The 11,578-nt window shown below is 62.0% G+C and carries 10 protein-coding genes; 7 read left to right on the top strand and 3 right to left on the bottom strand.

Going from position 1 to position 11,578, the window contains the following annotated elements:
* Positions 1 to 9: 9 nt before the first annotated feature.
* The 3 genes from gph to ompA all read right to left on the bottom strand — a co-directional run bounded on the left by gph (position 10) and on the right by ompA (position 2,084).
* Positions 10 to 675: a phosphoglycolate phosphatase gene (gene gph / locus RE432_RS16135; protein WP_310934541.1), complete on the bottom strand. Its 666-nt coding sequence runs from the start codon at positions 673 to 675 to the stop codon at positions 10 to 12.
* Between the two features lie 6 nt (positions 676 to 681).
* Positions 682 to 1,416, bottom strand: coding sequence for a bifunctional 2-polyprenyl-6-hydroxyphenol methylase/3-demethylubiquinol 3-O-methyltransferase UbiG (gene ubiG / locus RE432_RS16130; protein ID WP_310934540.1), 735 nt, complete (start codon positions 1,414 to 1,416; stop codon positions 682 to 684).
* A gap of 83 nt (positions 1,417 to 1,499) precedes the next feature.
* Complete coding sequence (ompA, locus tag RE432_RS16125) at positions 1,500 to 2,084, bottom strand: outer membrane protein OmpA (protein ID WP_310934539.1); 585 nt, start codon at positions 2,082 to 2,084, stop codon at positions 1,500 to 1,502.
* 419 nt (positions 2,085 to 2,503) lie between these two features.
* Between ompA and gyrA the strand changes: the two genes are divergently transcribed.
* Genes gyrA through cmk form a run of 7 tightly spaced genes read left to right on the top strand, consistent with a single transcriptional unit; the run spans position 2,504 to position 11,471 of the window.
* Entirely contained in the window at positions 2,504 to 5,215 is a 2,712-nt protein-coding gene (gyrA, locus tag RE432_RS16120) for a DNA gyrase subunit A (RefSeq protein ID WP_310934538.1), read from the top strand.
* Positions 5,209 to 6,342: a 3-phosphoserine/phosphohydroxythreonine transaminase gene (gene serC / locus RE432_RS16115; RefSeq protein WP_310935202.1), complete on the top strand. Its 1,134-nt coding sequence runs from the start codon at positions 5,209 to 5,211 to the stop codon at positions 6,340 to 6,342. Before gyrA ends, serC begins: the two co-directional genes overlap by 7 nt.
* Positions 6,335 to 7,420 (top strand): prephenate dehydratase, encoded by a 1,086-nt coding sequence (pheA, locus tag RE432_RS16110; RefSeq protein ID WP_310934537.1) that lies wholly within the window; start codon positions 6,335 to 6,337, stop codon positions 7,418 to 7,420. The genes serC and pheA overlap by 8 nt, the downstream gene beginning before the upstream one ends.
* An 11-nt stretch (positions 7,421 to 7,431) precedes the next feature.
* Positions 7,432 to 8,571 carry a histidinol-phosphate transaminase gene (gene hisC / locus RE432_RS16105; protein WP_310934536.1) on the top strand — a complete coding sequence of 380 codons (1,140 nt, stop codon included), beginning with the start codon at positions 7,432 to 7,434 and terminating at the stop codon, positions 8,569 to 8,571.
* Positions 8,568 to 9,482, top strand: a complete 915-nt coding sequence (locus tag RE432_RS16100) for a prephenate dehydrogenase/arogenate dehydrogenase family protein (protein WP_310934535.1) — start codon at positions 8,568 to 8,570, stop codon at positions 9,480 to 9,482. Before hisC ends, RE432_RS16100 begins: the two co-directional genes overlap by 4 nt.
* On the top strand, positions 9,475 to 10,800 hold the full coding sequence (aroA, locus tag RE432_RS16095) for a 3-phosphoshikimate 1-carboxyvinyltransferase (RefSeq protein ID WP_310934534.1): 1,326 nt from the start codon (positions 9,475 to 9,477) through the stop codon (positions 10,798 to 10,800). Before RE432_RS16100 ends, aroA begins: the two co-directional genes overlap by 8 nt.
* Complete coding sequence (gene cmk / locus RE432_RS16090; RefSeq protein ID WP_310934533.1) at positions 10,797 to 11,471, top strand: (d)CMP kinase; 675 nt, start codon at positions 10,797 to 10,799, stop codon at positions 11,469 to 11,471. Before aroA ends, cmk begins: the two co-directional genes overlap by 4 nt.
* The last annotated feature ends 107 nt before the right edge of the window (positions 11,472 to 11,578 follow it).

The following is an 11,578-nucleotide window of genomic DNA, read 5'->3' as shown; positions in this document are numbered from 1 at the left end:
AAGCGGCGATCAGCGGTTTGCCCAGTCTTGAATGGCGGGCCAGATGTCTTGCGGGGTTTCCGCGATGGCGTCCGCTTCCCAGGCATGCACCGCGGTTTCCTGCCCGCAATACCCATAGGCGGCAACCACGGTGGCCATGCCGGCCGCTTTGCCGGCGATGATGTCGCGTTGGTCGTCGCCCACGTAGATGCACTGGGACGGCTCGAACCCCGTTTGCCTGGCTGCGTGGAGCAAAGGAGCAGGGTGCGGTTTCGCGTGGCTGGTGGTATCGCCGCCCACCGTTACGGCGCATTCTGTGTACAGCCCCAGGTGCACGACCAGGGGGACGGCCAGGTATTCCATTTTATTGGTGACGATGCCCCAGGCGTAATCGTTGTTCTTGAGCGTGGACAATAGCTCTTTCACGCCTGGAAACAGGGTGGTGAGCGTGGTCATGTCCTGTTCGTAGTCTTCCAGGAATTGTTGGCGACAGGCCTCGTAGTCGGGATGCTCGGGGCTCAGGTCGAGCCCGGCCCGCAGCAGCCCGCGCGCGCCGTGCGACGCAAACGGCCTGAGCGCTTCGTAGGGCAGGGGCGGCAGGCCGCGCCGGACGCGTTGCTTGTTGGCGGCGGCGGCCAGGTCGGGGGCGGTATCGGCCAGCGTACCGTCGAAGTCGAATAAAACCAGTTTGCGCATAAGAAATCAGGCCTCGCGGCGTGTTGCCATCAGGTAGTTGACCGACGTGTCTTGGCTGAGCTTGTAGTGGTCGGTAATGGGGTTGTATTCCATGCCGGCAAGCTGCGTGGCCGACAAACCCGCCTGCCGCGCGGCTGCCGCCAGCTCGCTGGGTTTGATGAAGTTCTCGTAGCTGTGCGTGCCTTTGGGCAGCATGCGCAGCACGTATTCGGCGCCGACGATGGCGAACAGGAAGGATTTCGGGTTGCGGTTCAGGGTCGAGAAGAACACCCAGCCGCCGGGCTTGGCCAAGGTGGCGCAGGCGCGCACCACCGAGGCGGGGTCAGGCACGTGTTCCAGCATTTCCATGCAGGTGACGATATCGAACCGGCCTGCCTGCTGGCTGGCCATGTCTTCGGCGCTGATCGCCTGGTAGTCGACTGAAACGCCCGATTCCAGGCCGTGCAGCCGGGCGACGGTGAGCGATTGCTGGGCCAGGTCGATGCCGGTGACCTGGGCCCCGGCCTGGGCCATGCTTTCGGCCAGTATGCCCCCGCCGCAGCCCACATCGAGGATGGTCTTTCCGGCAAGAGAGCCTGCGTGGTCGGTGATCCAGCCCAGCCGCAAGGGGTTGATGGCGTGCAGCGGCTTGAATTCGCTTTCAGGGTCCCACCAGCGCGAGGCCAGCGCGGCGAACTTGTCGATTTCGGCCTGGTCAACGTTGTGGCTACGGGTGTGGGCAGTAGAGGCGGTTGTGTTCATGGCCTGTCCGGAAAAAAAATAAGGGCCCCGCAATGCGGAGCCCTTATTGTAGCGTTTAACGCTGTAAGTATTACGCAGTGCTATTACTTGCGTGTACCCACGATTTCGATTTCTACGCGACGGTTTTGTGCGCGGCCTTCGCGGGTGCTGTTGGAAGCAACAGGACTCGTTTCGCCCTTGCCTTCGGCGTAGATGCGATCAGCGGCGATGCCTTTGCCGACCAAGTATTCTTTGACCGAGTTGGCGCGACGTTGCGACAAGCCTTGGTTGTACTCTTCAGTACCGATGGAGTCGGTGTGACCAGTAGCAATCAGGGTTTCAAGCGTGATCGTGTCGGCTTGCGCGGCGACTTGATCAAGCACTTGACGGCCTTCGGGTTTCAACGTGGATTTGTCGAAATCGAAGAACGTGTCGGCATTGAGCACAACTTTAGTGGCGGTAGGAGCCACGACAGGAGCTTCGGCTTGAGCAACAGGTACGCCGTCGCAACCGGGGATGCCGGTGGCGGGAGTCCAGAAGTTGTCGCGCCAGCACAATTCGTTGGTGCCGTTCATCCAAACGTCACCAAATGGATTGCGCCAGTTGTCGACAGTTTGCGCAGATACTGCGCCAGAAGCCGTAGCGGCTGCAATGGCGAGTGCTAGTGCGATTTTGGAGGGTTTGTTCATATTTCTCCTCGTTGAGCTTAATGCTGGTAAGTGACCGCAGCGAACCCCCGCCGCATATCAAGAAAACGGAGCCAGTATAGCAACGCCATGACTTAATCAAAGTATTGCGCTGGGTTTCATGCGTGTTAGGGCGAATCTTACGGCATTTCTGGTGGGTTCGTTAAGCTTGAGTGATGCATATGGGCCAGATATTAGGATTTCTACCCTATCTCTCTCATTATTGTTGGTTTTAGGCAACAAGCCCGCAGGCTTAAAGTGCTTTGTGAAGAGTTCGAGGGAAACGGCGGGCTCGCGATCGGGTGGATGGGCGTTTGAATGCCTTCCGGTTGGCCTGACCCGGCCTGGCTGGTGGAAGTGCTAGAATTTCCTATTCGCCCGTTACCGGCCCGATTTCACGACTTTCACGTTTAAGACACTCTATGGATTCCTTTGCCAAGGAGACCCTTCCAATTTCGTTGGAAGAGGAAATGCGCCGCAGCTACCTCGACTATGCCATGAGCGTAATCGTGGGGCGCGCCTTACCGGATGTTCGAGATGGCCTCAAACCCGTGCACCGGCGCGTACTGTTCGCCATGCACGAACTCAACAATGACTGGAACCGGGCCTACAAGAAATCGGCGCGTATCGTCGGCGATGTGATCGGTAAGTATCACCCGCATGGCGACTCCGCCGTTTACGACACGATTGTGCGCATGGCGCAAGATTTCTCCCTGCGTTACATGCTGGTCGACGGGCAGGGCAACTTCGGCTCGGTCGACGGCGACAGCGCGGCGGCCATGCGATACACGGAAATCCGCTTGGCCAAGATCGCGCACGAGCTCCTGGCCGATATCGACCAGGAAACGGTCGACTTCGGTCCCAACTACGATGGCAGCGAGCAAGAGCCGCTGCTTCTGCCTTCGCGCCTGCCCAATCTGCTGGTCAACGGCAGTTCGGGCATTGCCGTGGGCATGGCGACCAATATTCCGCCCCATAATCTGGCCGAAGTCATCGAGGGCTGCCTGTATTGCCTGCGCAATCCCGAATGCTCGGTCGACGAGCTGATCGAACTCATTCCCGCGCCCGACTTTCCCACCGGCGGGATCATCTATGGCATGTCGGGGGTGCGCGAAGGCTATCGGACCGGGCGCGGCCGCGTCATCATGCGCGCCAAAACCCACTTCGAGGACATGGAAAAGGGCAATCGGCAGGCGATCATCGTCGATGCCATTCCTTATCAGGTCAACAAGAAGACCCTGCAGGAAAAGATTGCCGAGCTCGTGAATGAGAAACGGATCGAAGGCATCTCCGATATCCGCGACGAGTCGGACAAGGACGGCATGCGCCTGGTGATCGAACTCAAGCGCGGCGAGGTGCCGGAAGTCATCCTGAACAACCTGTACAAAAACACACAGCTTCAAGATACTTTCGGCATGAACATGGTGGCGCTGGTCGACGGCCAGCCACGTTTGCTGAACTTGAAGCAGATCGTCGAGTACTTTTTGTTCCACCGCCGCGAAGTGGTCACGCGGCGCACGGTATTCCAATTGCGCAAGGCGCGCGAGCGCGGCCATGTGCTGGAAGGCCTGGCGGTGGCCCTGGCCAATATCGACGACTTCATCGCCATCATCAAGGCGGCGCCCACGCCGCCGGTGGCGCGCCAGGAGCTCATGGCGCGCTCATGGGATTCCTCGCTGGTCCGCGAGATGCTGGCGCGCGCCGACGAAGGTAATACGCCGGGCGGGCGGGCGGCTTACCGGCCTGATACCCTGCCAGAGGTCTTCGGCCTGCAGGACGACGGCCTGTATCGCCTGAGCGACACCCAGGCCCAGGAAATCCTGAACATGCGCCTGCAACGCCTGACCGGCCTCGAGCAGGACAAGATTGTTGGCGAATACAAAGACATCATGGCAACGATTGCCGACCTGCTCGATATCCTGGCGCGTCCCGAGCGCATCACGGCCATCATCAGCGACGAGCTCATTGCCATCAAGGCCGAATTTTCCACCGGCGCCAAAGACACACGCCGTTCCGATATCGAGCACAACGCCACCGAGCTCGACACCGAAGACTTGATCACGCCGATGGACATGGTGGTGACGTTGTCGCAAACGGGCTACATCAAGAGCCAGCCCTTGTCCGAGTACCGCGCCCAGAAGCGCGGCGGACGCGGCAAGCAGGCCACCGCCATGAAAGAAAACGACTGGATCGACCAGTTGTTCATTGCGAATACGCATGATTATCTCTTGTGCTTCTCCGACCGCGGCCGCGTTTACTGGCTCAAGGTGTGGGAAGTTCCGCAAGGTTCGCGCAATTCGCGCGGGCGTCCCATTGTCAATATGTTCCCGCTGATCGACGACGAAAAGATCACCGTGGTGCTGCCTGTCAAAGAGTTCAGTGAAGACCACTATGTGTTCATGGCGACGTCGCGCGGGACCGTCAAGAAAACGCCTTTGTCCGATTTCTCGAATCCGCGCAAGGCCGGCATCATTGCCGTGGCGCTGGACGACGGCGACTACCTGATCGGCGCCGACCTGACCGACGGCGAGCACGATGTCATGCTCTTCTCGGATGCCGGCAAGGCTGTGCGTTTCGACGAAAACGACGTCCGGCCCATGGGGCGGACGGCACGCGGCGTGCGCGGCATGATGCTGGAAGACGGCCAGACCGTGATCGCCATGCTGGTGGCCGGCGACGAGTCGCAAAGCGTGCTGACCGCCACGGAAAACGGCTTCGGCAAGCGTACATCCATTATGGAATACACGCGTCACGGCCGCGGCACCAAGGGCATGATTGCCATACAGACCTCGGCCCGCAACGGCAAGGTCGTCGGTGCGGTGCTGGTCATGCCTTCGGATGAAATCATGCTGATCACCACAGGGGGCGTCCTGGTGCGCACCCGTGTGTCGGAAATCCGCGAAATGGGGCGCGCCACCCAAGGTGTCACGCTCATCAGCGTGGACGATGACAGCATGCTGTCGGGCGTGCGGCGCGTGGTCGAAAGCGATGCCGACGACGATATCGAGGTGCTGGTCGAGGGCGAAACCGGCAATGCCGCCAATGTGCCCGATGATGAAGACGCAAGGCCGGAGCAGGGTGGTGGCGATACCGATGCCTCCCCGGACGCTGACGACACACAGGAAGAATCGTAATGCGCCCCTGGAATTTTTCGGCAGGCCCCTCGGCCCTGCCGCTGGAAGTGTTGCAGCAAGCCGCTGCCGAAATGACCGATTGGCACGGCTGCGGCATGTCGGTCATGGAAATGAGCCATCGCGGCAAGCAGTTCACCCAGATACGCGATGAAGCCGAGGCGGATTTGCGCGAGCTGCTGGCGGTTCCGGACGATTACGAAGTGCTGTTCATGCAGGGCGGGGCAACGGCCGAGAACGCCATCGTGCCCCTGAATCTGATTGGGCGCGGCCAGGCCGGCAAAGCCGACTACATCCTGACCGGCATCTGGTCGAACAAGTCCCATAAAGAAGCCCAGCGCTACGGCGACATTGCCGTGGCGGCCAGCAGCGAAACCGATACCGTCATCGACGGCGCCAGCCAGGCGCCCTGGACCTGGTATCCGGCTGCGCAGGACTGGAAGGTGCGCCCCGACGCGTCCTACCTGCATTTATGCTCCAACGAAACGATAGGCGGGCTGGAACTGGCCGTCTTGCCCGACATGGCCGCCCTGGGCGTCCCCGATGTGCCGCTGGTGGTCGATGCGTCGTCGCATTTCCTGTCGCGCCCCATCGATTTCTCGAAGGCGGCCATGGTGTATGCCGGCGCCCAGAAGAATGCCGGGCCGGCCGGCGTCACGATGGTCATTATCCGCAAGGATCTTGTCGGGCATGCCTTGCCGGCTTGTCCGACGGCGTTCGACTATGCCAATGTGGCCGCCGCCGACTCCATGTTCAATACGCCGCCCACCTACGCGATTTATATCGCCGGCCTGGTGTTCAAGTGGCTCAAGCGGCAGGGCGGCGTGGCGGCTATCGAGGCGGCCAACCAGGCCAAGGCGCAAGCGCTTTATGCCTATCTGGACGGCTCCGGGTTCTACGCCAACCGCGTGCATCCCGCATCGCGCTCGCGCATGAACGTGCCTTTTTTCCTTTGCGACGAATCGCTCAACAGCGAATTCCTGAGCCAGGCCGAGGCGGCCGGGCTGATGCAATTGAAGGGGCATAAAAGCGTGGGCGGCATGCGTGCGTCCATCTACAACGCCGTGCCGCTGGAAGCCATTCAATCACTCATTTCATACATGCAGGATTTTGAGCGCCGACATGGATAATTCTTTACAAGCCCGCCTATTGCCGCTGCGCGAGCGCATCGATGCGCTGGATGAGCAAATCCTTGATTTGCTGAATCAGCGGGCCAAGGCCGCGCAGGATGTCGGCAAGGTCAAACAGGAATTCGACCTTGACGGTCCGGTGCTCAAGCCCGAGCGCGAAGCCATGGTCATCCGCCGGCTGCAGACGATCAACAAGGGGCCGTTCACCGAGCAGGCGATCGACGCGGTATGGACGCAGATCATTTCCACCTGTCGCGGGCTCGAAAGCGTGCTGACGGTGGCCTATCTGGGGCCGCAAGGCTCGTTTTCGGAGCAGGCCGCGCTGGAGCATTTTGGCCATGCGGTCACCCGCGTGCGCTGCGATTCGTTCGATGAGGTCTTTCGGGCCGTAGAGGCCGGCCAGGCCGATGTGGGCATGGTGCCGGTTGAAAATTCGGCCGAAGGCGCCGTGAACCGGACACTCGATCTGCTGCTGAACTCGCCGCTCAAGGTATTGGGCGAGCGGTCCATCAAGATTCATCACAATCTGTTGACGCAGTCCGGTACGCTGGATGGCGTCACCCGCGTCATGGCCCACCCGCAGGCGCTGGCCCAGTGCCAGGCCTGGCTGACGCAGCACCATCCCGAACTGATCCGCGACGCGGCCTCCAGCAATGGCGAAGCGGCGCGCATTGCATCGCAGGACCCGACCGTGGCCGCCATTGCGGGAGATACGGCGGCGCAGGCATGGGACCTGCAAAGGGTCGCTTCGGGCATACAGGACGATCCGCAGAACCGCACCCGCTTTCTGGCCGTGGGCGCGATCGAAACCCTGCCGACCGACAGCGACAAGACCAGCATCATTCTGGCGGTTCCCAATCGCGCAGGCGCCGTATACGATATGCTTGCGCCCCTGGCGGCCAACGGTGTGTCGATGACGCGCCTTGAGTCGCGCCCGGCGCGCACAGGGCAGTGGGAATACTATTTTTATGTTGATCTTCTCGGACATCGCAATGAGCCTGCGGTCGCGCAGGCCTTGGCCGACCTGAAGAAACAGGTCGCCTTCTTCAAGGTGTTGGGCTCTTATCCTCGGCAATAGGAACAGGCTGTATGAATACCCCCGATCTCAAAACCGCCGCCCTGGCGGCTGTTGTTCCGGACTATGTGCTGTCCATCGCCCCGTATCAGGCCGGCAAGCCCATTGAAGAACTCGCGCGCGAGTTCAAGCTTGATCCCGCCTCCATCGTGAAGCTGGCTTCCAACGAAAATCCGCTGGGCATGCCGGAGTCGGCCCAGCGCGCCCTGACGGCCGCCGCCGCATCCTTGGGGCGCTATCCCGATCCCAATGGTTTCGAGCTGAAAGCAGCGCTGTCCGCGCGTTATGGCGTGCCTGCCGAATGGATCACCTTGGGCAATGGTTCGAACGACCTGCTTGAACTGGCTTCGCTGGCCTTGCTGGCGCCGGGTTCGGCCAGCGTCTACGCGCAGCATGCCTTTGCCGTCTACAAGCTGGCGACCCAGGCGCGCGGGGCCCGCCATATCGTGGTGCCGGCGCGTGACTACGGGCATGATCTGGACGCCATGTTTGCGGCCATCGACAGCGATACGCGCCTGGTGTTCATTGCCAATCCGAACAACCCCACGGGGACTTTCCTGCCGGCCGCCCAGGTTGCCGCCTTTCTGGCCCGGGTGCATGAACGCTATGGCGACCGGGTGACCGTGTTGCTGGACGAAGCCTATAACGAGTATCTTGCGCCGGACTTGCGATTCGACAGCGCCCGGTGGGTCGAGCAGTATTCCAATCTGATTGTCACCCGCACATTTTCCAAGGCCTACGGGCTGGCTGGCCTGCGCGTGGGTTTTGCCATGGCGCAGCCCCGGCTGACGGATTTGCTCAATCGCGTCCGCCAGCCTTTCAATGTGAACAGCCTGGCGCAGGCGGCGGCCGTTGCCGCGCTGGGCGACGCTGATTTCCTGCAGCGCGTCTACGAACTCAACCACAGCGGCAAGCAGGCCCTGGCAGAAGGCTTTACCCGGCTGGGCCTGCAGTTTGTGCCCAGCTACGGCAACTTCCTGCTGGTGCGCGTCGGCGATGCCGCGCGCATCAATCTGGAACTGCTCAAGCGCGGCGTGATCGTCCGTCCGGTCGTGGGCGATGGCCTGCCCGACTGGTTGCGCGTCACGGTCGGCCTGCCGGAAGAAAACACGCGCTTCCTGCAAGCCTTGGCCGCTATCCTCGACGCTCCATGACGGGGGATAATGCCGCCGCTGCCTCGCCGGCGCCGCCTTTGGTGCCTGTGCTGGCCGTTGTGGGGGTCGGCCTGATCGGCGGCTCGTTTGCCGCCGCGCTGCGCGCATCCGGCGCGGTCGGCCGGGTGCTTGGCGTCGGCCGCCAGGCGGCGTCGCTGGCCAAGGCGCGCGCGCTGGGCATTATCGATGAGGCCGCTACGCTGGAGCGCGCGGGCCAAGAAGCCGATCTGATTTTTCTGGCTGCGCCGGTCGGCGCCACGGCGTCCATTCTGGCGGAGCTGAAACCTTTTTTGCGTCCCCAGGCGTTGATCACCGATGCGGGGAGCACGAAGGCCAATGTGGTGGCGGCCGCGCGCGAGGCGCTGGGCGAGCGTATCGGGCAGTTCATTCCCGGACACCCGATTGCCGGCGCCGAGAAAACCGGCCCCGAAGCCGCTGATCCCGCCCTGTACCGGCAGCGCACCGTGGTGCTGACGCCGTTGGCTGAAAACAGCAGCGCCCAGAAAGCCGCGCTGACCCAGATGTGGGAGCGTTGCGGCGCCCGGGTCGTCTCCATGGAGCCCGGCGTGCACGACGCCGCATTGGCCTCGGTCAGCCACGTGCCCCATCTTTTGTCATCGGTGTTCATGTGGCAGGTCGCCACGGCGCAGGATTCCGACTTGCGCATGGCGCTGGCCGGTAGCGGCTTCAGGGACTTCACCCGCATTGCAGCCGGGTCGCCCGAGGTGTGGCGCGATATATTTCTGACCAACCGCCCGGCTGTGCTCGCCGAACTGCAAGAGGTCAAGGCGGCATTGGAGCGCGCGGAGCAGGCCCTGCAGAACGCAGATGGCCCGGCGCTGCAGGATTTTCTGGAGCGTGCGGCGCTGGCACGCCGATTTTGGGGGAGCCGTAGCGGATATCATGAGTGAGCTATCCAGTTTATGTTTGCCGCCGGTCCGGGCGGCGGCCGGACAATTGAATTTGCCGGGATCCAAAAGTATTTCAAACCGGGTCTTGCTGCTGGCGGCGCTGGCCGACGGCGTGACCGAGTTGAACGGCTTGCTGGATTCGGACGACACGCGCGTCATGCTCGATGCCTTGGGCAAGCTCGGATTGCAGGTCGATGCCGTGGGTACGCCAGGCACGGTGACCGTGCATGGCGCTTGTCCCTTCCCTGTGCCGCAGGCCGAGTTGTTTCTGGGCAACGCGGGCACAGCGTTCAGGCCGCTGACGGCCGCGTTGGCAGTCATGGGGGGCGACTACCGGCTTTCAGGTGTGCCCCGCATGCACGAGCGCCCGATCGGGGACCTGGTCGATGCCCTGACAGCCCTGGGCGCGCAGATCCAATACACGGGCAATCCGGGCTACCCGCCCCTGGCCATAGGCCGGGGCCGCATACAGGCGGACAAGCCCATCAAGATCAAGGGTTCGGTCTCCAGCCAGTTTCTGACCGCGCTACTGATGGCGGCGCCCATCCATACGGCACAGCAGCCGGCCGAACTGGTCATCGAGGTGGATGGCGACCTGATTTCCAAGCCGTACATCCTGATTACCCTGAACCTGATGGCGCAGTTTGGGGTGCAGGTACAGCGCGACGGCTGGCGGCGTTTCGTCATTCCCGCCGGATCTAGGTATCGCTCGCCGGGCAAAGTGGCCATCGAGGGCGACGCGTCGACGGCGTCGTACTTCATGGCGCTGGGGGCGATAGGCGGCGGGCCCATTCGCATACAGGGCGCGGGCGCCGATAGCATACAAGGCGATATGGCCTTTGCCGATGTCGTTGAAGATATGGGGGCCACCGTGGTCCGCCGCAGCGATTCGCTGGAAGTCAGCGGGATCAGGGTGGCGCAAGGCGAGCGCCTGAAAGCCTTTGACCGCGATTTCAATCTGATTCCCGATGCCGCCATGACCGCGGCGGCCATGGCGCTGTACGCCGACGGCCCCTGCACCCTGCGCAACATTGCCAGCTGGCGGGTCAAGGAAACCGACCGGATCAATGCCATGCATGCCGAGCTGGAAAAACTGGGCGCAAAGGTCGAATCGGGACCCGATTGGATCAGGGTGTATCCGGTCCAGTCATCCGAATGGCTGGCGGCAAGTATCGAAACCTACGACGATCATCGCATGGCGATGTGTTTTTCCCTGGCTTCTTTCGGTCCTGTGCCGGTGACGATTCTTGATCCCGCTTGCGTCAGCAAGACTTTCCCGGATTATTTTTCCGTTTTTCAAGATCTGGTGCAGCCATGAGCGCGTTGCAGGCAGGTGTCCCCGTGATCACCATCGACGGCCCGACCGCTTCGGGGAAGGGCACGATTGCGCACCGGGTCGCGCAGGCGCTGGGGTGGCTGGTGCTCGATAGCGGGGCCTTGTATCGCCTGACGGCGCTGGCCGTGCAGCAGCAGGGCGTCGATCCCAACGACCAAGAGGCCGTGGCCCGGGCCGCATCGCAGCTGGATGTGGCTTTCCAGGGCGATCAAGTGTTGCTCTCGGGACACGATGTGGCGGGCCTGATCCGCCAGGAAAGCGTGGGCAACCTGGCGTCCAAGGTGGCGGCTTATGCGCCGCTGCGGCAGGCCCTGCTGGAGCGCCAGCGGGCATTCCGCAAGGCCCCGGGCCTGGTTGCCGATGGCCGGGACATGGGTACAGTCGTGTTTCCCGATGCGCCTTTGAAGATATTTTTGGTGGCCGATGTGAACGCGCGGGCGGAAAGGCGCTGTAAGCAGTTGAAGGAAAAGGGGTTTTCTGCTAATCTATCGGGCTTGTTGGAAGATATGCGTGCGCGCGATGAGCGCGATCGCAATCGGGCCAATGCGCCGCTCGTTGCGGCGCATGACGCCAAAACGGTCGATTCGTCAAATTTAAGCATTGATGAAACGGTCAAGCTGGTGCTTGATTTCTGGTCGGGCGCCTGCAAGTAAGTACCCCGGCAGCGCCGGGTTGGGGTTTCAGGCGCAAGCTGTGTCGTACTGGCTGCTTTGCTGTCCAGGCACGGAATGCGTCCGGAATTATTTTCTACTCCACTGGG

The sequence above is a fragment of the Pusillimonas sp. SM2304 genome, assembly GCF_031628915.1.
Lineage (GTDB): Bacteria > Pseudomonadota > Gammaproteobacteria > Burkholderiales > Burkholderiaceae_B > Pusillimonas_C.
This window is presented reverse-complemented; position numbering and strand designations above follow the sequence as displayed.